22 protein-coding genes and 1 tRNA gene are annotated in these 19,601 nt (G+C 70.7%); 14 read left to right on the top strand and 9 right to left on the bottom strand.

The genetic code is table 11. The features are described 5' to 3' along the window. The first annotated feature begins 10 nt into the window (after window positions 1-10). Window positions 11-2,617: a class III lanthionine synthetase LanKC gene (lanKC, locus tag ABIH81_RS22635; protein WP_349876891.1), complete on the top strand. Its 2,607-nt coding sequence runs from the start codon at window positions 11-13 to the stop codon at window positions 2,615-2,617. 167 nt (window positions 2,618-2,784) lie between these two features. Further along, complete coding sequence (locus ABIH81_RS22630; protein WP_121685237.1) at window positions 2,785-3,456, top strand: GAP family protein; 672 nt, start codon at window positions 2,785-2,787, stop codon at window positions 3,454-3,456. Window position 3,457: 1 nt separating this feature from the next. Here the strand turns inward: ABIH81_RS22630 and ABIH81_RS22625 are convergent, their stop codons facing one another. The 3 genes from ABIH81_RS22625 to ABIH81_RS22615 are packed head-to-tail and all read right to left on the bottom strand — an operon-like array spanning window position 3,458 to window position 5,774. Further along, window positions 3,458-3,757: a phosphopantetheine-binding protein gene (locus ABIH81_RS22625; protein WP_184686150.1), complete on the bottom strand. Its 300-nt coding sequence runs from the start codon at window positions 3,755-3,757 to the stop codon at window positions 3,458-3,460. Then, window positions 3,754-5,241: an AMP-binding protein gene (locus ABIH81_RS22620; protein WP_349876890.1), complete on the bottom strand. Its 1,488-nt coding sequence runs from the start codon at window positions 5,239-5,241 to the stop codon at window positions 3,754-3,756. Before ABIH81_RS22620 ends, ABIH81_RS22625 begins: the two co-directional genes overlap by 4 nt. Further along, complete coding sequence (locus tag ABIH81_RS22615) at window positions 5,238-5,774, bottom strand: hypothetical protein (protein ID WP_349876889.1); 537 nt, start codon at window positions 5,772-5,774, stop codon at window positions 5,238-5,240. Before ABIH81_RS22615 ends, ABIH81_RS22620 begins: the two co-directional genes overlap by 4 nt. An 833-nt stretch (window positions 5,775-6,607) precedes the next feature. On the opposite strand from ABIH81_RS22615, the gene ABIH81_RS22610 reads away from it, so the two are divergent. From ABIH81_RS22610 to ABIH81_RS22560, 11 genes are read left to right on the top strand one after another with little or no spacing between them, the layout of a single operon-like run. Beyond that, on the top strand, window positions 6,608-7,642 hold the full coding sequence (locus ABIH81_RS22610) for a ketoacyl-ACP synthase III (RefSeq protein ID WP_121685233.1): 1,035 nt from the start codon (window positions 6,608-6,610) through the stop codon (window positions 7,640-7,642). A gap of 16 nt (window positions 7,643-7,658) precedes the next feature. Beyond that, a complete protein-coding gene (locus ABIH81_RS22605; protein WP_349876888.1) occupies window positions 7,659-7,922 on the top strand; it encodes a phosphopantetheine-binding protein in 264 nt (87 codons plus the stop codon). A gap of 11 nt (window positions 7,923-7,933) precedes the next feature. Continuing rightward, window positions 7,934-8,590, top strand: coding sequence for a GNAT family protein (locus tag ABIH81_RS22600; protein WP_233585998.1), 657 nt, complete (start codon window positions 7,934-7,936; stop codon window positions 8,588-8,590). Beyond that, entirely contained in the window at window positions 8,583-9,569 is a 987-nt protein-coding gene (locus ABIH81_RS22595) for a TauD/TfdA family dioxygenase (RefSeq protein ID WP_349876887.1), read from the top strand. Before ABIH81_RS22600 ends, ABIH81_RS22595 begins: the two co-directional genes overlap by 8 nt. Further along, complete coding sequence (locus ABIH81_RS22590; protein WP_349876886.1) at window positions 9,566-10,792, top strand: aminotransferase class V-fold PLP-dependent enzyme; 1,227 nt, start codon at window positions 9,566-9,568, stop codon at window positions 10,790-10,792. The genes ABIH81_RS22595 and ABIH81_RS22590 overlap by 4 nt, the downstream gene beginning before the upstream one ends. Before the next feature lie 59 nt (window positions 10,793-10,851). Next, entirely contained in the window at window positions 10,852-11,580 is a 729-nt protein-coding gene (locus ABIH81_RS22585) for a 3-oxoacyl-ACP reductase family protein (RefSeq protein WP_121685228.1), read from the top strand. After that, entirely contained in the window at window positions 11,577-12,518 is a 942-nt protein-coding gene (locus tag ABIH81_RS22580) for an ACP S-malonyltransferase (RefSeq protein ID WP_121685227.1), read from the top strand. The genes ABIH81_RS22585 and ABIH81_RS22580 overlap by 4 nt, the downstream gene beginning before the upstream one ends. Continuing rightward, window positions 12,515-13,432: an ACP S-malonyltransferase gene (locus ABIH81_RS22575; RefSeq protein WP_349876885.1), complete on the top strand. Its 918-nt coding sequence runs from the start codon at window positions 12,515-12,517 to the stop codon at window positions 13,430-13,432. Before ABIH81_RS22580 ends, ABIH81_RS22575 begins: the two co-directional genes overlap by 4 nt. Window positions 13,433-13,453: 21 nt before the next feature. Then, the gene (locus ABIH81_RS22570) at window positions 13,454-13,933 is read left to right on the top strand and encodes a DUF2975 domain-containing protein (RefSeq protein ID WP_334458522.1); all 480 of its coding nucleotides are present in this window, start codon (window positions 13,454-13,456) and stop codon (window positions 13,931-13,933) included. Further along, a complete protein-coding gene (locus ABIH81_RS22565) occupies window positions 13,933-14,151 on the top strand; it encodes a helix-turn-helix transcriptional regulator (RefSeq protein WP_030499989.1) in 219 nt (72 codons plus the stop codon). The genes ABIH81_RS22570 and ABIH81_RS22565 overlap by 1 nt, the downstream gene beginning before the upstream one ends. Then, window positions 14,148-14,312 carry a hypothetical protein gene (locus tag ABIH81_RS22560; RefSeq protein WP_349876884.1) on the top strand — a complete coding sequence of 55 codons (165 nt, stop codon included), beginning with the start codon at window positions 14,148-14,150 and terminating at the stop codon, window positions 14,310-14,312. Before ABIH81_RS22565 ends, ABIH81_RS22560 begins: the two co-directional genes overlap by 4 nt. Before the next feature lie 32 nt (window positions 14,313-14,344). Here ABIH81_RS22560 and ABIH81_RS22555 read toward each other — a convergent pair whose 3' ends face one another. From ABIH81_RS22555 to ABIH81_RS22540, 4 genes are all read right to left on the bottom strand, one after another. Then, window positions 14,345-15,544 carry an RtcB family protein gene (locus ABIH81_RS22555; protein WP_349876883.1) on the bottom strand — a complete coding sequence of 400 codons (1,200 nt, stop codon included), beginning with the start codon at window positions 15,542-15,544 and terminating at the stop codon, window positions 14,345-14,347. Between the two features lie 30 nt (window positions 15,545-15,574). Next, window positions 15,575-15,647 (bottom strand) — tRNA-Glu (locus tag ABIH81_RS22550). Between the two features lie 474 nt (window positions 15,648-16,121). After that, on the bottom strand, window positions 16,122-16,796 hold the full coding sequence (locus ABIH81_RS22545; protein WP_349876882.1) for an HAD family hydrolase: 675 nt from the start codon (window positions 16,794-16,796) through the stop codon (window positions 16,122-16,124). A 76-nt stretch (window positions 16,797-16,872) separates the two neighbouring features. Further along, window positions 16,873-17,265, bottom strand: a complete 393-nt coding sequence (locus ABIH81_RS22540) for a hypothetical protein (RefSeq protein WP_349876881.1) — start codon at window positions 17,263-17,265, stop codon at window positions 16,873-16,875. A gap of 147 nt (window positions 17,266-17,412) precedes the next feature. On the opposite strand from ABIH81_RS22540, the gene ABIH81_RS22535 reads away from it, so the two are divergent. After that, window positions 17,413-18,186, top strand: a complete 774-nt coding sequence (locus ABIH81_RS22535; RefSeq protein ID WP_349876880.1) for an alpha/beta hydrolase family protein — start codon at window positions 17,413-17,415, stop codon at window positions 18,184-18,186. A gap of 32 nt (window positions 18,187-18,218) precedes the next feature. On the opposite strand, the gene ABIH81_RS22530 is transcribed toward ABIH81_RS22535, so the two are convergent. After that, window positions 18,219-18,725, bottom strand: coding sequence for a DinB family protein (locus ABIH81_RS22530; RefSeq protein ID WP_349876879.1), 507 nt, complete (start codon window positions 18,723-18,725; stop codon window positions 18,219-18,221). Between the two features lie 44 nt (window positions 18,726-18,769). Next, window positions 18,770-19,582, bottom strand: coding sequence for a M15 family metallopeptidase (locus tag ABIH81_RS22525; protein ID WP_349876878.1), 813 nt, complete (start codon window positions 19,580-19,582; stop codon window positions 18,770-18,772). Window positions 19,583-19,601 lie beyond the last annotated feature (19 nt).

Below are 19,601 nucleotides of genomic sequence, written 5' to 3'. Positions count from 1 at the left end.
GGGGATGCCGATGTTCGAGCTCAAACAGGTCTACTGCTTCGCCGACCAGGTCTTCTTCGACGACGTGAGCAACTGGCGGGACGGACCGGGGTTCGATACGGCGGCGGGATTCCGGGTCGACGCACGTCAGGTGCCGGACGGGTGGACGCGTGTCGAGCGCGGCATCTGGACGGTGCTACGTCCCGATCGGACGGAGGGTCCGGAGCAGGGGTGGAAGATCCACGCCGCTGCCACGCCGCAGAACGCGGACGAGGTGATCTCCCGGGTGTGGGACTACTGCACGGCGCGTGACATCCGGTTCAAGTACCTGCGGAACCCGAACGTGCTGGTCGCGCTGAATGCCAAGTACGCGCCACGCTCGGCCAGCGGCAAGGCCGTGACGATCTACCCCGTCGACGAGGCGGCGCTACGCCTGATCCTCGAGGAGCTCGATCCGCTGCTCGCCGGGCTCTCCGGCCCGTACATCCTCAGCGACCTTCGCTACGGCGCCGGCCCGCTGTACGTCCGCTACGGCGGCTTCCGCCGCATGGAGTGCCTCGACGACGCCGGTCAGCTCGTGCCCGCGATCCGGGACCCCGACGGGACGCTCGTGCCGGACGTCCGGCGGCCCGTCTTCGCGCCACCCTCGTGGGCGACCCTGCCGGAGTTCCTGCGGCCACACCTCGCAGCGCGTACCGCGGGCAGCGGCGGTGAGCTGCCGTACCGGGTGGAGCGGACCCTGCACTTCTCCAACGCCGGGGGCGTCTACCAGGCCCTCCGCACCACCGACGGCAAGCGGGTGGTGCTCAAGGAGGCGCGGCCGTACGCCGGTTTCGACGAGCACCGGCAGGACTCGGTGGCCCGCATGCGGCGGGAACGATGGGCGTTGGAAAAGCTTGCCGGTGTTCCCGGCGTGCCGGAGGTGTACGGCTCTGTCGAGGCCGGCGGCCACCACTTCCTGGTCCAGGAGTTCCTGGATGCTCAGTCGTTGCACGTCTGGCTGGGCTGCAACCACCCGTGGGTGGTACTGGCCGACCCGACCCCTGACGACTTCGCCGCCTTCACCAAGCGGGCGCTGGCCGTCGCCGAACGGATCGAACGGCTCCTGGCCGCCGTCCACGAGCGCGGGGTCGTCTTCGGGGACCTGCACCTGGGCAACGTGATGGTGCACGCGGACGACTCGGTCTCCCTCATCGACTTCGAGCTCGCCTTCGATGCCGCGCAGGCCGACTGGCGGCCGGGGCTCGGGGCTACCGGCTTCACCAGCCGGGACCGCAGCGGCGCCGACCTGGACCGGTACGCGCTGGCCGCCGTCCGCCTCGGCATGTTCATGACCTTGAATCGTGTCGTCGCTCTCGACCCCGACAAGGTGGTCCAGTACGCCCACGAGGCAGAGCGGCACTTCCCGCTCCCGGCCGGCTGGGCGGACGAGATCATCGCGGAGCTGCGCCCACCCGGCGCGAAGGTCCACAAGCCGTGTGGCGACGAGCCGCTCGCGGTCGACCTGGACGCGTCCCTCCCGGACTGGTCCGCTGCCACCCGGTCGATGGCACGGGCCATCATGGCCTCGGCCACCCCGGACCGGGAGGACCGGCTGTTTCCCGGCGACACCCGGCAGTTCTCGGTCGGCGGGCTGAACCTCGCCTACGGCGCGGCGGGAGTGCTGTGGGCCCTGTCGGCGACCGGGCAGGGGCGGTGGCCCGGTCACGAGGAGTGGTTGCTGTCGGCGGTACGACGGCAGACGGGCATGCGACCGGGCTTCTACGACGGGGCAGCCGGTGTGGCGTACGCCCTGCACCACCTGGGGCACGAGGAGGCCGCGTACGACCTGGTGGCACGCTGGGGTGGCGGGCCGGGCGCCGTGCTGCCGATGGACCTCTTCTCGGGGTACGCCGGCGTCGGGCTCAACCTCCTGCATCTCGGCCGAGCGGCCGGGGAGTCGAGCTGGCGGACCGACGCACTCGCCATCGGCGACCGCCTGGCCGACTCGGTCCGGTCCGGTAACCCGAATCTTCCCCGGGGCGAGCGGCGCCCGCCCCGCACCCCGGTGGAGGCGGGCCTGATGCGCGGCTGGTCGGGCGTGGCCCTGTTCCTGCTGCGTCTGTATGAGGAGACCGGTGACCGCGGCTTGCTGGACGCGGCGGTGACCGCGGTGCACCGAGACCTCGACAGGTGCACGACAACCGCCGACGGATCCCTCCAGGTCGAGGAGGTCGGGGTCCGGACGCTGGGGTACCTCGAGGTGGGCAGCGCCGGCATCGCCCTGGTCGCGGACGAGCTGCTGGAACACCGCGACGACGACCGGGTGCGGGCGAGTCTGCCCGCCCTGCTGAGTGCCTGTGCCCGGGGCTTCGTCATCCAGGTCGACCTGTTCCGGGGACGGATAGGGCTCGGCGCGACGCTCGCCCGGATCGCTGGCAGGCACGGCATCACCGACGTGGAGTCCGCTGTGGACCGGCATCTGCGCCGGCTCTCCTGGCACGCCATCGCCTACCGCGGTGAGCTCGCTTTCCCCGGGGACCTCGACTTCCGGCTGTCGATGGACCTCGCGACCGGCACCGCGGGTGTGCTCCTGGGTACCGCCGCGGCGACCGGGCGCACCCCGGACTTCCTGCCGTTCCTCTCACCTCGCCCTTGATCGCCCCCCGGGGGGGGGCACCGCGCCGGTACGCCGCCGTCCGCACCAGACGGCCGTCTCACGAGGACAAATCCGGCGCCGTCCGGGACACGGCCCTACAATGGTCGTGCCCCGGACGCCCACCCCCGGCTGAACCGAGAGGGACCACCCGTGACCAGGAGGCCACGATGATCGCCGGTCTCTTCGGCCTCGCCCTGCTGGACAGCCTCAATCCGTCGGCGCTCGCCGTCACGGTCTATCTGCTGCTCTCGACGAGACCGCCCGGGGCCCGCGTGCTCGTCTACGTGGGTGCCATCTACGCCTCGTACCTCGCCCTCGGCGTGCTGCTGTTCCTCGGCGCGGATTCGTTCCTCGACCGGGCGGGTGGATACCTCGCCAGTGACGCGGGCTACGTGCTGCAGGGTGTGGTCGGCGTGGCGCTGCTGCTCTATAGCTGGCTGGCCGGCCGTCGCCGAGGCGGCGAGCGGCTGACGCCCCGCCGGCCCCGATCCCACTCCTACGCCGCGATCGCGTTGCTCGGTGTGATCGTGACCGTCGCGGAGTTCGGCACCGCGCTGCCCTACCTCGGCGCGATCGGCATCCTGGTCGGCGCGGACACGTCCATCCCGCAGGCGATCGTGCTGCTGGCCGCCTACAACGCGGTGATGGTGTTGCCGCCGCTGCTGGTGCTCGCGGCCTACCAGGCACTGGGTAACCGGATCCGGCAACGGCTCGAGTCCGCTGGCACATGGCTGATGCGGCAGGCCGCTGAACTCTGGCTGTCGGTACTCAGTGCGGCAGGGGCACTGCTGGTCCTTAGCTGCGTGCATCACTTCGAGCTGTGGAAGAAAATCGGCTGAGTCAGTCGGCGCGGATCTCGTCGAGCGCCCGGTGCGGTGACCCGGTGCGGTCCGGATCCGCCAGCCGTGCCGCGACGAACCGCTCAATCGTGTTCACCGAGCGAAAGTCGGCCAGGTCGAGAGCGTCCTCGGCCAGCGGGACGGACCATCGGTCACCCAGCCAGGCCACCACGACATAGACGCCCAGGCTGTCCAGGATTCCGGTTGCCACCAGGTCTTCGTCGAAGGAGAGTTCGTTGGCCGGCACGCCGGGCAAGAACTCGGCCAGCAGGAAGTCGCGGATCTCGTCGTGGCGGCTCACGGCGTCGCTCCAAGATGGAGGCGGGCGGTGGCGATCCGGTCCGGCTTGCCGCTGCCGGTGCGTGGCAGGGGTGTGGTGACCAGGTGGAACCTGCTCGGGACTGAGGTGCGGGCGAGCTGGCCGGCGCAGTGCCGCCGCAGAGCCATCTCACCGGCCGGGGCGCCGCCGGCGGTGCGTACCACGGCGTGCAGGCGCTTGCCCGCCACCGGGTCGTCGAGGGCGACGACCACCGCCTCGGCTACCCCCGGACACTCCAGCAGGACCCGCTCCACCGCCTGCAGGTTCACCTGGACGCCCCGCACCTTGACGTGGAAGTCGATCCGGCCCTGCAGATGCAGCGCGCCGTCGGTGCAGCGCCGGACCACGTCGCCGGTGCGGAAGAACGGCTCGTGGGGAACGCCGGCCACCGGGACCGCGAACCGCTCGGAGGTACGCGCGGCGTCCAGGTAGCCGCTCGTCTGGAAGGGGGTACGCACCCACAGCTCACCGGAGCCAGGGCCGTCGACGGGCCTTCCGTGGTCGTCGGCCAGCAGCCATTCGACGCCGGGCACCGGTTCGCCCAGCGGCACCGGATCCGGGGCCGGCCGGCCGGGAGGTATCTGGTAGACGAAGGCATCGTTGATCTCGGTACAGCCGTACACGCTGCTGATCGCGGCCCGCGGTAGGAGACGAGGCAGTTCGGCGAGGAGCCGGGCCGGTGCCGCATCGCCGCTGTAGAGCACGTGCCGCACCGACGGCAGCGGCAACCGAGGCCGGGCGGCCACGAGGAGCTGGTAGAACATCGGCACGGCCTGGACTATCTCGGGCCGTTCCCGGGCGAGCAGATCGAGCAGCCGCCTTCCGTCGGTGGCGTCGTTCCGGGCGACGGGCACGACACAGCCGCCCCGGTGCAGGGTCGTCCATACATCGAGCAGGCTGAGGTCGAAGTTGAGCGGCGCGTAGCTGAGCACCCGGGTGCCAGGCCCGATCCCGAAACGTCCACCCGCCCATCCGGCGAACCGGTGGATCGCACGGCCGGAGACCGGCACCACCTTCGGCACGCCCGTGGACCCCGAGGTCGTCAGCAGGAAGGGGGTATCCGCCGGGACGGCCGCGGACGGGTCGGTGACCGGTTCGGCCGAGGGCACCACCGTCACGTCGTCACCGTCGGCGACGACCTGGTGCCGGCAGCCCGCCTGCCGCAGTAGCGCCGACAGTGTCTCGGCGGGCAGTTCCCCGGAGGGCAGCAGTACCGGCGCACCGATCCGGTGGCAGGCGAGGATGAGGGCGACGGTGTCGGGCGCGACCGGGGCCACCGCCGCGACAGGGTGGCCAGCCCGGATTCCGAGCATCGTCAGCCGGCGTCGGTGGCGGTCGACGAGACGGGTCAGGTCGGCGTAGGTCACGTCCTCGCCGAGCCAGCGCATTGCCGTCGAGGCGGGCGCGCGCTCGGCGTGCCCGGCGACCCGCTCGGCCAGGGTTCGGATGCCCGGTCCGGGAGTCATCGGCTGCCGTCCTTGACCGCGCGCCGGTTCCGGTGATGCCGTAACGCGAGATGCATTCCGAGCTGGAATCGGCTCCGCGCTCCAGTGGTGGCCATCAGAGCCTGGATCTCCCGGCGGACGGTCCGTTCCCCGATGCGCAGCGCCGCGGCGATGGCGGCGTCGGTCAGTCCGCGAGAGAGTCCCGCCATTATGGCCTCGCGGCGATCCCGGGGACCGCTGTCGCCGTCCGGGAGTGGATGGCTCGCCGCCCACATCCGCTCGAACGTACGGGTGAGTTCGTCCAGGGTGTCCGAGCCCCGCACGAGCACCGCTGAACGCTCCGGACGCACCGTGTTGAGCGACACGATCGCCATCCTGCGGTCCACCATCACGATCGGAAGCGCTGCCGAGTCGACGGGCTGGATGCGGGCCTCGGTCGCCGGCAGCGCCTGCACCACCGGCGCCGCCGGGTCGGGCAGATGGATCAGCCGTTGGACGGTCTCCCCCTGGCCGCCCCGACACCTATCGACCAGATCGGGCGCGATCAGGCGCATCACGCGGTAGGGCAGAGCGGCGCAGAACTCCCTCGTGCAGCCACGGACCGCCTCGGAGACAGAGCGGAGATAGAGCTGGCGGTCGACTCGGACGATGGTGGCTTCCGCAGACCCTGGCGCTGCATCGCTACCTCCAATTGAGGAGACAAGACGGCGCAGTTCATGCATAGCGAGCCCCCGCAGCGCTTAGGTGCACTTCAATTATTGCCGAGAGATTACCTGGCATGAATCTTCGTAGCAACCCCTCGCAGGAAACTCGCAGGAAATCAATGCGATCGAATGACAATTGCGATTTCTCATTCCCCGTCAACATCCCGCCATGTGAACAATTCGGTCAATCCATCCTTGATCGCCCCGATCGGAGGGCCGCCATCTGCATGATGGCCGGATGCTGCCATCGGCTTGACGCTCACATTGAAACGACCATAACCTCTGACTCAGCCTCAACAAAGCTTTTCCGGTGCCACGAAGCTCGCTGCGCCAAGCGCCCGAGACAAGCCCATAGGCACCGAGTTGACGCATCTGATCGCTGGCCGATGCAGTCCGACGACTACGCGCGTCGCAATTGGTCAGCGCTGTTTTCGGAACACCATCCGGTGATTCCGTGAGCACGCACGGGGAAGGGGGTGAAGAAAATGGACCTGTCCAACGTTCTGGACCTTCAGGGCACCGAGGTGGTCGTCGAGCACGTCGACCTGCCGGCCAGCTTCGACAGCTCGACCTGCTGATCGCGGCGCACCACACCGCGCGACGTGGACCTCTCCGGTCCACGTCGCGCGGTACCCCATCGTTCGTACCCAGCCCAGCCCGGCCCTCCGGGAAGGAAGCCACCCATGACAGCGCAACAAGCACCGGCGGCCTACCGGGCGCTGACCGCGGGAGCGCCGGCCGTCCCCGTCGGCATCTTCGGCTCAGGGCTGTACGTACCCGAGCGGGTGGTCGGCAACTCCGAGATCGCCGACGGCCTGGACACTACCGAGGCGTGGATCGAAAGCCGGACGGGCATTCTGACCCGTCACTTCGCCGCCGCCACCGAGTCCACCTCCGACATGTGCCTGCGCGCCGTCCACAACGCCCTGGAGGGGGCACGGATCGACCCGGGCGAGGTGGACGCGGTCATCGTTTCCACCATCACCGCCGACCAGCCTCTGCCCTCCACGGCGGCGGCGGTCGCCGAAGCGCTCGGCGCTCACGCCGCCTGGCCGATCGACCTCACCCAGGCCGCCTGCGCGGGCGGGGTGCACGGCCTGGTGCTCGCCGCCCACCTCCTGCAGAACCCCGAAATCGGAACAGTGGTGGTGGCCGGCGCCGAGACGCTGTCCCGGATCACCGATCCGGCCGACCGCACCACCAGGGTCTTTTTCGGCGACGCCGCCGGCGCTGTGGTGCTACGCCGGACCAAGCCGGGTGGCGGTCTGCTCGCCTGGGACGCCGGCTACAAGCTCTCCTACCGCGTCGGCATCACCGCCGGCGGCAGCCGACGGCCTCTGACCCCGCAACGGGTGGCCGACGGCGAGCACTTCCTGCGGATGGACGGCCGGGCGGTCTGGCGGGAAGCCACCCAGGCTCTGCCCGCCAGCATCCGCAACGTCGCCCGGCGCGCGGGAGTCGCCCTCGACGATCTTGATCATGTGGTGCTGCACCAGGCCAACCTCAACATCATCCACGAAGTGATGGACCAGCTCGGCGTGCCCCGCGGCCGGGCCACGACCACTGTCGGCGACCTCGGCAACACCGGCTCCGCAACCGTCTTCACGGTGCTCCACCAGTTACTCACCTCCGGTCGGCTGCGCCCCGGCGACCTGGCCGTCGTATCGGCCATCGGCGCCGGGTTCGTCTGGGGATCGGTCTGCCTGCGCCACCATTGATCCGAAAGGTCTACACATGCGCGACGAACTCCGGGAGCTCTTCGTCTCCACCTACGATCTCGACCTGCCACCGGGCGATGTCGACCCCACCGAACCGCTGTTCGGCACCCGCTCACGGTTCGGCCTCGACTCGATGGACACCCTACGCTTCATCGCGCTGCTCAACGAGCGCTACGGCCTGGACATCGCCGCCACCAACACGGACACCTTCCGGACCATCGAGCGCATCGAGGCCGTTCTCGGACCCCGGAAGGCGACAACGGTACGGGAGGAGCGCTGATCGTGGAGGGCATGCTCGTCCGGCTCAGACCGGTCAGCGAGGACGACTACGGCCGGCTACCGACGTGGACCCGGCACTCGGCCGCCGGAGTACTGGTAGGCGGAGGACAGAGCGACGGGCTTGATGCCGCGGGATGGCGCTCGGCCATCGAGTCCGGCCACACCGAGTACGCCGCCATCGAGACCCGCATCGACGGCGAGACGATAGGGATGGTCTCCTGGCGGCCCCTGGCGCACGACCGCAGCTTCGCCGTCGGCGCGGTCGTGGGCGATGACCAGTGGTGGGACAGCGGAGCCGGCCTGGAGGGGGCGCTTCTGCTGGTCGACCACCTTTTCCAGCGGGAGCGGGCACACCGGCTGGAGCTGCTGGCGGCCTGTTACAACCGGCGCTCGGTGGCCTTTCTCGCCAAGGGGGATCTCGTCGTGGACGGCGTCCTGCGCGACTACCTTTACGTCGACGGCGGCTACCACGACGCCGTGATCTGCTCCATGAACCGCGAGGAGTACCTCGCTCCCCTCGACGGCTACCTGCCGTCGCTGCGGTTGATCTGCGACGCCGACGCCGACGCCGCGGCCGGCACGCTGCGCCGGTACCTCGCCGGTTCCGGCGGTGACCACCTGCGTGGTGTGCTCTCCGACTGGCGGATGCCGGAGGCCGCGCATGCCTGAGGAAGCGACCACTGCTGCCACGGACCTGGTCGCCGATCTGGCGGCCACCGCGGAGAGACTCGCCGGCCTCGGAGCGGTCCCGGACCGGCTGCTCCAGACGCACGCCGGCCAGATCCCGCGCGACCTCCTGGCCCGCCTGAGCAGGCAGGTGGGCCGGCCGCCGCGGCACAGTGGCGCACTGCTGGTCCGTGGTCTGCTCGCTCCGCTGGCCGCGAAGTGCGGGCCGACGCCCGCCCACTGGTCCGCCGCGCCCACCGGCCCGATGGACCTCGCCCTGGTGCTGGTCGCCGCCGCGCTCGGCCAGGTGTTCGGCTGGGCGCGGCAGCAGGACGGGCGTCTGGTCCACAACATCGTGCCCAGCCAGGGCTACGAGAACCTGCAGGTCGGTGCCAGCAGCAGCGTGCCGTTGGAATGGCACACCGAGGACGCCTTCCATCCCGGCCGGGCCAGCCTGCTGATGCTCGCCTGCGTCCGCAATCCCGCCGGCGTCGGTACCCGGATCGCGTCGGTACGTGAGCTGGGACTGCCGCACGAGGACCTGATCCGGCTCGGCCGACCGGTCGTGCGCATCTCCCCCGACGCGTCGTACCCGGCGACGGGGAGCGGGCCGGGTACGACGCGGCCCGGCGTACCGACGGTGTGGTGGGCGCCGGACGGCCCCTGCCTGCGTTACGACCCCGCCTACAGCACCCGCAGCCACGACGATCCCGCCTTCGAAGAGTCCTACCGGTCCCTGGCGGAGCGGCTGGAACAGAAGGCTCGTTCGGTGCCGATGGGCGCAGGCGATCTCGCACTGATCGACAACGATGTGGCGGTGCACGGGCGTGTGCCGTTCACACCGCGGTACGACGGCACGGACCGTTGGCTCAAGCGCATCATGGTGCGATTGCCCAGCCAGCGCCCGGAGGCCGAACGTCGCGAGGACGGCTACGGCCAGGTCGACATCGTCCTGCCGACGACAGCCGGAGCCGTCCGGTGAGCCCGACGACGCGGATCGGCCTGCCCGAGCACCCGGTGCCGGAGTTGAACGACCTCCTGCGCGCGCCGGTCGACGAGCAGTTTCCCGGGCTGCGCGGCGCCGGCCACCGCTTCGACGCCCCCGGCGGCACATTGGTCCACGCCGCCGTGGTGCGGGCGATGAGCAGGTATCTCGGCAGCCGGCACGTGGCCAACGACCACGGCCCCTTTCCGGCCAGCGCCTACTCCGACGTGATAGTCGAATGGGCCGCCGACCGTGTCCGGGCCCTCCTCGGGGCCGCCGGTGGACACGTCCTGTTCGGCCCGAACATGACCACGCTCACCACTATGTTCAGCCGTGGGGTCGCCGGCGATCTGCGGCCGGGAGACGAGATCGTCTGCACCGAGCTCGATCACGAGGCCAACCACTGGCCGTGGCGTGCGGTGGCGGAGCGGACGGGCGCCCGGGTCCGCCTCGCGCGGTTGCACCCGGACGGCGCCCTGCCGGCGGAGGCGATCATCCGCGAACTGACCCCACGGACCCGGTGGGTGGCGATCAGCGGCGCCTCGAACGCACTCGCCACCGTGCCGGACGTGGCCGCGGTCTCCGCAGCCGCGCACCGGGTAGGCGCGCGTGTCTACGTCGACGGGGTGCAGCGGGTGGCGCACAGCCGGGTGGCTGTCGACGAGTGGGGAGTCGACGCCTTCGTCACGTCCGCCTACAAGTGGTACGGCCCGCACTGCGCGGCGCTGTGGCTCTCCGACCACCTGGACCCACTGCTGCCGGAGCAGGTGCCGTCCGCCGGGGACGCCCTGCCCGGCAGGCTGGACCTCGGCACCACCCAGTTCGAGGCGGTGCTCGGCACCGGCATCGCGGCCGAGGTGCTGTTGGGCTGGGACCGGACCGTCATCGCCGAGCGCGAGCACGCCCTCGCGGAGCGGATTCGCACGTGGCTGCGGGCGGACAGCCGATTCAGGGTGCTCGGGCCGGCCGGGGGAACCCTGATGCCGATCATCACTTTCCAGGTGGCCGGAATGGCTGCGACGGCAGTGGCGACCAGCCTCGCGGCGCGGGACGTCGCGGTCTGGGACGGCACGTTCTACTGCGGGCCGGCGTTCCAGGCGTTGTCGCCCGCGACGTCCGGCGCCGTCCGGGCGGGCGTCGCCGCCTACACGACCGACAACGACGTCACGGCGTTCCTCGACGCGCTGGTCGAGGTGACGCGGAAGAAGCGGGCCGGCTGACGCCGGCCGGCATCCGGTAGGCAGGAGGAGAACGGGTGGACCTCACAGCTCGCGTCGCAATGGTCACCGGCGGGTCGAGTGGGATCGGGCGAGCGGTCTGCCTGCGCCTGGCGCAGGCGGGCGCCCGGGTGGTGATCGGCTATCGCGGCAACCGCGACGGCGCCGACACCACCGCGCAGGCGATCCGGGACAAGGGATGGCCGGAGCCCGCGACGGTCCGTGTCGACGTCACCGATGCCGAGGACACCCAGCGAGTCTTCGGGCACGTGGTCCGGGCGAACGGCAAGCTGGACATCCTGGTCAACAACGCGGGGGTGGGCCAGCCCTCCGCAGTCGTGCCGATGAACCCGGTCGGCGAATGGGCGGCCAGCGTCGAGACCAACCTGCTGGGAACGCTGCACTGCATCAAGGCGAGCTCCCTGCACATGCTCGTGGCCCGCTCAGGCTCGATCGTGAACATCTCCTCGATCGCCGGCCGCGTCGGCATACCCGGTCTGAGCTCCTACTGTGCGAGCAAGGCCGGCATCGAGGGGATGACCCGGGCATTGAGCCGGGAGTTCGCCCCGTACGACGTCCGGGTCAATGCGGTGGCGCCCGGGTACACCGCCGACACGGGGATGGTCGACCGGATCGACGACAAGCGACTGAGGGAGTTCCTCGACCGGATCGCGATGAAGCGGCTCGCGGAAGCACACGAGGTGGCCAATGCAGTGGCCTTCCTGGCAAGTGACGAGGCGAGTTACATCACCGGGCACACGCTGGTGGTCGACGGAGGGCTGACCGCATGAACCGGGAGACGCCCGACGCGGTGCTGTTCAACCCCCAGGTGGTCGTCGAGCCCGGCGACCACCGGGACTTCTACGACGAGTTCCCCGAGGTGCACCGCCGGATGGCGGAGGCGTCGGACGTGCTCGGCGTCGACCTCGCGGCGCGCTTCTACGCGGAGGACCCGGCGGCCATCAACGACGGGACGGTCGTGCGCCCGGCCTCGGTCGCGATCGCGGTGGCGATCTGCGATGTGATCGGCCTGCGTAAACGACCGCCCCGGTACATGGCGGGCCTGAGTCTCGGTTCGATCGTGGCCGCGCACCTCGGCGGATTCATGTCGTTCCGGGACACCATCCGGATGGTGTCCACCATGCCCGCGGTTGAGGACCGGGTGGTGGCGGGGCGGCCGTTGGGCGTGGCGTTCTACTACAACGTCGACCTCGACCGGTTCCAGGCCGAGATGCGGGAGGTATCCACCGCCGAGTCGCCGCTGCTGACCTGCGCGATCACCGCCGACAACCAGATGATTGCCACCGGCGCGGTGGCCGGGCTGCAGGAGCTCAATCTGCGGGCCGCCTCGATCGGCGGCGTCGGCCTGGTGATCCCCTACGGACCGCCCGCGCACAGCCCGCTGCCGGTGCTGTACGACATCAAGGAAACCTTCGCCCGCGAATGGAGCTATCTGGATCCGACGTCGGATCCGCAGGTGCCGCAGCTATGCAATCACACCGGGGCGGTCATCGACCGACGCGAGGACCTGATGGCCGCCTTCGTCGAGCAGTACACGAGAACGGTCCGCTGGGACCTGGTGGTGCGACGGCTCGCGGACCTCGGCGTCAAGCGGGTGACGGTCGTCGGGCCCGGGCACTTCGTGTACCGGTCGATGCAGTTCGTCGACGTGTCGTACCAGGTGCAGACGGTGCTGACCTGCGCCGAACTCCGGAGCGCGGCCGAATGACCGAGGCGGTGCTGCTTCCCGGGCTCGCCCCCTCGAATCACCGCGCGGTGGGTGAGTTCATGGTGACCGATCCCTATGCCCGCCGCCGGGTGGCTCAGGCCGACGCGGTGCTGGGCCGGTCGCTGGTGGACGGTTTCCGGACGGCCGGGCCGGCCGGCAACGCTGACAGTCAGCTCGCGTTCATGGTCAACTGCATCGCGCTGGCCGATCGCGCCGATCAGGCCGGCATGTCCGCCCGGCTGGCCATCGGTCCGAGCTTCGGCCAGTTCGCTCTCGCCGCGCACCTGGGCGTGCTGCCGTTCGAGATCGCCGTCGAGCTCGTCATCGCCTTCTCCGACTGCGAGCGGGAGTACTTCCGAACCCGGCACACCGGCCTGGTGACCCGGTTCTTCTACCGGCTCGACACGACAGGTCTGGCAGTGGTGCGCCGTGAGTTGACCGTGCGCGGCGCCTGGAACGAGCTCTCCTGCGATCTCGACGCCGGCTTCGCCGCGCTGACCCTAGCCAGAGACGCGGTGCCTGCTCTGGACGCCGCGGTGCGAGCGATCGGCGGAATCCCCCTCTACAGCCTCTCGCCGCCCGTGCACAGCTCGGCCTTCGGTCAGCTCCGGGATCGGTGCGCCGAGGTCTGCCACGGTGTCGACTTCGCCGCGCCTCGCATGCCGGTTGTCTCCGACCACGACGGCACACTCGTCACGACCGGGCCAGGCGTACGTGAGCTCCTGCTGGCCGGGATCGTCCGCCCGGTGCGGTGGCCCGCCGCGATGGCCGCCCTGACCGGGGCCGGGGTGCGCATCGTCTGGGTTCCCGGACCGAGCAACCTGTTCGACCGGCTGGCGCGCACCGCCTTCGAGGTGCGCGCGGTCAACCCGGAGAACGCAGCGACAACGTGTGAGGCGATTGACTTTCGATAGGTTCCGCGCGATAGTCGATGCATGTTGACGGCGCAACGCGCGGTGACGCCACTGCGCGCCTTCCTGGTCCTGCTGTTCGCGATCCTGGTGCTGTTCCAGACCATGTCGCTGCCCGGGCAGTTCGCGCACATGGCGCGCGAGAACCCGGACATGGCGTACCTGCGGTGGCCCGCCACCGCGGTGACGATCTTCTGGGTGCTGTGCGTGCAGGTGGTGATCGTCTGCACCTGGCACCTGCTCACCCTGGTCAAGAACGACCGCATCTTCACCGAGGCGTCCCTGGGCTGGGTCGACGGAATCGTCTGGGCGGTCGCCGCCGCCTGGGTGGTGCTGGTCGGCGTGTTCGGCTACGTCGGCTTCAACGCCGACGACCCGGGCCTGCCGCTGTTGCTGTTCCTGCTGGTCACCGGCGTCAGCGTGCTGGGGCTGCTGATGGTCGTGCTGCGCGCGCTGCTGCGCCAGGCCACCACGCTGCGCACCGACATGGAAGCGGTGATCTGATGCCGATCGTCGTGCGCATCGACGTGGAGCTGGCCAAGCGCAAGATGAGCGTCGGCGAGTTCGCCGAGCGCGTGGGGCTCACCCCTGCGAACGTCGCCGTGCTCAAGAACGGCCGCGCCAAGGCCGTCCGGTTCAGCACCCTGGAGGCCATGTGCCGGGTGCTCGACTGCCAGCCCGGCGACCTGCTCGAATGGGTCCCCGACGAGGAGGAGCGATGAGATACCTGGCCACCGCCGTCGCCCTGCTCGCCGTCGCGCTCGGCGTCGCCGGCTTCGTGTACGGCGAGGCCGACGACTCCCCCGGCCTCCAGCTCCTGTCCGCGCTGCTCGTCATCGGCGCGGTCGCCATCGGCGTACGCGTCGCCCGGCGTACCCGGTAGGGCCGGCGCCCCCTCGACGCCGGCCCCGCCGGTCAACCCTTCACACAGACGACCTGCTTGAGGTGGGCGACCACCTCGACCAGGTCCTCCTGCTGAGCCATCACCTCGGTGATGTCCTTGTACGCGCCGGGGATCTCGTCGACCACACCGGCGTCCTTGCGGCACTCCACCCCGGCGGTCTGCGCGGCCAGATCCGCCGTGCTGTACGTCCGCTTCGCCTGCCCCCGCGACATCCGCCGCCCGGCGCCGTGCGACGCCGAGCAGTACGCGTCGAGGTTGCCCTTACCGCGCACGATGTACGAGCCGGTCCCCATCGAGCCGGGGATGATGCCCAGGTCCCCCTTCCCGGCTCGGATCGCGCCCTTGCGGGTCACCAGCACGTCCACCCCGTCGTAGGTCTCCTCCGCCACGTAGTTGTGGTGGCAGGAGATCGGCTCGTCGTAGCCGGCGTGCGGGAACGCCTCCCGGACCACCTGGCAGAGCAGCGCGAGCATGACCGCCCGGTTGCGGCGTGCGTACTCCTGCGCCCACCACAGGTCCCGCCGGTACGCGTCCATCTCCGGCGTGCCGGCGAGGAACACCGCCAGATCCCGGTCCGGCAGGCCGGTGTTGTGCGGCAGGCCGCGCGCCACCGCCATGTGCCGCTCGGCCAGTTCCTTGCCGATGTTGCGGGAACCGGAGTGCAGCATCAGCCAGACCCGGCCGTCGTCCGCGCCGCCCTGTTCCAGGCAGACCTCGATGAAGTGGTTGCCGCCGCCGAGCGTGCCGAGCTGCCGCTGCGCCCGCGTCTGGAGCTGGGCCACCTTCCGGTCCAGCGTGCCGAACCGCCGCCAGAACTCGTCCCAGCCCGCCTGCTCCAGCCCCCGGACCCGGCGCGGATCGACCGCGTCGTCGCGCATCGCGAAGCCGACCGGGATCGCCGCCTCGATCGCCGAGCGCAGCGGCGCGAGGTCGTCGGGCAGGTCGGCGGCGGTCAGCGAGGTCCGCACCGCGGACATCCCGCAGCCGATGTCCACGCCGACCGCGGCCGGCGACACGGCCTGCCGCATCGCGATCACCGAGCCGACGGTGGCGCCCTTGCCGAAGTGCACGTCCGGCATCACCGCGACACCCTGCACCCAGGGCAGCGCGCCGATGTTGCGCAGCTGCCGGGCCGCCTGCGCCTCGATCGCGTACGGGTCGGTCCAGACCCGGACCGGCGCCCGGGTACCGGCCAGCGGGGTGAAACCCATCGTCGTCTCCTTGCTCATGTCCGTCTGACGTAGGCCGTACGGGACTCGAACCCGTAGCCTCCCGGGTGAGAACCGGGTGAGCTGCCGATTGCTCCAACGGCCCTCCGGCGGCGTGACGCCGACGGCGGATCCACCCCGGACACGGAGAACCGCCCGGCTCCGAATCTGGGGGCGGGCGGTTCGCGCGGATCGTCGCGCCGGCGCTAGACGCGCCACCACCCTGGTTGCCACTGCCGTCGCCGGCCCGTGCCCGGTTCGGGCAGCAGGGCACCGGCGCGCGGCGCTTGCCGCGCGGCGCGGGTGCGGTTCTGCTGCGACACGGTGGGCTCCCCTGGTGGATCAGAACGTTGCCGCTCACGGTACGGCCGCCGCGCACCGGCGGCAACGTGAATTTGCGACAGCGCTGAGCCTGTCCGAGCAAGTGCTGATTACGATCGGTGAGGGTCTTGGGTGTCGTACCAGGACTCGCCGACGTGGTCGGCTGCGACCGATTCGAGTGAAGCCCTCGTATGAAGGAGGTCTCTGCCAAAAGATCAACTTCACGAGGAGCTTCACGTGAGTGCCAGCGACAGACCCGTCAGGACCGAACCTGGGCAAGCCTGAGCACGTATTCGAATCCGCGTTTCTGCGCGGGCGAAGCCACCATTGGCAGGATCAGCGCTGGTATGCCGGCGACGACCGATCCGCCGTCGCCGGTGGGATGATCACCGACCATCAGGGTCTGGCCCGGTGCGGCATGGAGGGCTTCGAGGGCGGCGACCCAGATCCGACGGTCCGGTTTGACGAAGCCGACCTCGTAGGACAGTACGAACGCATCGACATAGCCGTCGAGTCCGTGGCGGGCAAAGCATTTGCGGATGTCCCAGCCGACGTTGCTGACGACGCCGATGCGAACACCGCTGTCACGCAATGCGGACAGGGTGGAGACGGTGTCGGCGTACGGCTCGATCGCTTCGGCGTGTGTTTCGTGCATGACCGATGCCAGCGCCTGGTCAACCCCAGGAATCTGTTCCAGCACGGTGAGGATCGCCCGATCCCAGACTCGCGGGTCCAGATCTCGGGCGATGTGGGCCGGATCCGTGGCCGTCTCCCGCAACAGTTCCGCGAAGGCACCAGCAATACGGTGCGCCTCGCCGGCAGCCAATGTCCGGTTGATCGATGCCGCCGCGTTGCCCACCCAACGCTCCGAGTCTCTGGCGAACAGAGTCCAGGCAAAGTCGAACAGTACTGTCGTCACGCGCCGGGCGGTCATCGCATCACCCTAGATCAACACGACGCGTCCGGGAGCGGCGGTCGACCTGGATCGGGCAGGGCTGGGGTGCCCGGCCTCAGCCGGCGTGTGCCACCGGGTGGCGCCGCATCTCCTCCATGAACGGGTAGCGCGCGGTCAGCTCGGCGAGCGTGATGCCGGCCCGCCACGCGGCCGCGACCTGCGCGACCTGGAGCAGGTCGGTGGCGTCGCCCCGGGCCTGGACGTCACCGTCTACCCGCAGGTCGATCATGAAGTAGCGGGCCTGGGAGCCGAGGCTGACGCAGACGACGCCCCGGGGGGAGGTCATCTCGGCGCAGGTGAACCGGCTGCGTCCCTGCTCGGGCGCGGTCACCTCGCCGACGTCGAGCTGGTTTGCGGCGGCGGTCGCCACGAGCGCGGGGGCGAGACCGCCGGGCTCGACCAGGTCCGGGTAGAGGCGCACACCCAGTGCGGCCGACACGTCGCTCATGACTGACTCCCACTTCCTCGTGACAGAGACCAGCAGCGCGCTGGTTACGGTTGTGTTTCCGGCACGCACGGCCATCTTTTCCCGTGCGACCGCCCCGGGGCAATAGGAACGCCCCCATCGAACCCCTCCGAGGTACGCTGCCGCCTCATGGCGCTGATCCGGTGTGACTTCTTCTCCGAGGCGCTCGGCATGGGCACGTCGATGACGGTGCTGCTGCCCGATCGTGGCGCGGCCGGGATCGGCGTGCCGGGCGCGACCGCCGACGGTGACCCGCCGGTGCTCTACCTGTTGCACGGCCTGACCGACGACGACACGGTGTGGACCCGGCGCACCTCGATCGAGCGGTACGTCGCGCCGCTGGGGCTGGCCGTGGTGATGCCGCAGGTGCAGCGGAGCTTCTACTGCGACGAGGCGCACGGCAACCGGTACTGGACGTTCCTCAGCGAGGAGCTTCCCGAGGTGTGCCGGTCGTTCTTCCGGCTGTCCACCCGGCGGGAGGACACGTTCGTCGCGGGCCTGTCGATGGGCGGCTACGGGGCGGTGAAGTGGGCGCTGCGCCACCCGGACCGGTTCGCGGCGGCGGCCAGCCTGTCCGGCGCGCTGGACGTGACGCGCCGCCGCCACCATCCGACCCATCCGGTCGACCCGGCGGTGTGGCACACCGTCTGGGGTGACGGCCCGGTACCCGAGGACGACGACACGGTGGGGCTGCTGGAGCGCTCCGGCGACGACCGGCCGGCGCTCTACGTCGCCTGCGGCACCGAGGACTTCCTGTACGAGGACAGCACGCGGTTCCTCGACGTGGCCCGGAAACGCGACGTGCCGGTCACCGTCGACTTCGGTCCGGGTGACCACGACTGGGCGTACTGGGACGCGCGGATCTCCGACGTGCTGGCCTGGCTGCCGCTGCGCACGCGCTGACCGCGGTGTGGGCGCGGGCTGACCGCGCGGGCTCAGACGCCGACGGTGCCGTCGAGCGCCTCGCGGATCAGGTCGGCGTGCCCGTTGTGGCGGGCGTACTCGTGCAGCATGTGCAACATGACCAGGCGCAGCGAGACGTCCTCGCCCCAGCGGGCCTGGTGACCGGTGACGTCGAGCGACTCGGCCTCCCGCTCGATGCGCCGGGCGTGCTCGATCTCGCGCCGCCACGCCTCGAACGCCTCCGCCGGGTCGGCGTCGCGGGCGTCGTACGCCTCCTGGAAGTCGCCGGTGTCCGACCACACCAGCGGTACGTCCTCGGCGGCGATGACCCGGCGGAACCAGGTGCGCTCCACCTCCGCCATGTGCCGGACCAGGCCGAGCAGGGACAGCGTGGACGGCGGCGACGCCGGCCGGCGCAACTGCTCGCCGGTCAGCCCCTCGCACTTGAGGGCCAGCGTGGCCCGGTGGAAGTCGAGGAAGGCGCGCAACGACTCCCGCTCGCCGGCCAGCAGCGGCGGGCCGATCCGTTCGGTCTCCATGAGCGTCCAGCCTAGCTGCGGTCGATCATGGTGGAACGACCGCGTCACCGCAGCGACGAACCGGCCACCGGGAAGTCGAACCAGGTGTCCGGGTACGGCTCGTCGACGTACCGGTAGTGCCACCACTCCAGCGGATAGTTCTCGAAGCCCTGCGCCGACATCAGCCGCCGCAGCAGGTCCCTGTTGCTCCGGGCGGCGTCGCTGATCCGCGCGTCGGCGGTGTGGGCGCGCGGGTCGAAGCAGTCGAACCCGGTGCCCATGTCGATCGAGTCGTCGGCGAAGCGGCGGCCGGCGGGCTCGGTGCAGGGCACGAGCGCCTGGCCGGGCGTGTACGCGGGCTGCGCGGCGGCGGAGACCGGGACCAGTGTCAGGTCGACGGTGCTGCCCCGGCTGTGCGCGGTGGGCGCGCCGATGTAGCCGTCGGCGAACAGCCGGTCCTTGGGCACGCCGGGGTAGAACTCACCCTTCATCCGCTGCTCGCCGGGGAGTTTCGCCCAGGCGACGAAGTCGTCCGCCGCGCGCTGCGGGCGGTAGCAGTCGTACACCTTGAGGCTGTGCCCGCCGGCGAGCGCGGCGGTCTGCACCCGGTGCAGCGCCTGCGCCGCCGGGCGGGTGAGCAGGCAGCGCGGTTCGGCGTAACCGTCGATCGGCCGGCCGACGAAGTTGTGCGGGCCCGCGTACCGGATGTCGGTGCGGACGGTGGGGTCGACGGTGGTCAGGTCCACGAAGTCCGCCGGGGCACGGGGTCCGGTCGGGGTGGGTGACGGCGGCGGGGACGGCGCGGGCCGCTGGCAGGCGGCGGCGAGCAGCGCGGCCGCGACCGCCAGGACCGCCGTCGCGCGTCTGCCGGTGCCCACCCGCCGTGTCTACCAGTCC

This window comes from Micromonospora sp. HUAS YX12, assembly GCF_040215685.1.
Taxonomy (GTDB): domain Bacteria; phylum Actinomycetota; class Actinomycetes; order Mycobacteriales; family Micromonosporaceae; genus Micromonospora; species Micromonospora tulbaghiae.
This window is presented reverse-complemented; position numbering and strand designations above follow the sequence as displayed.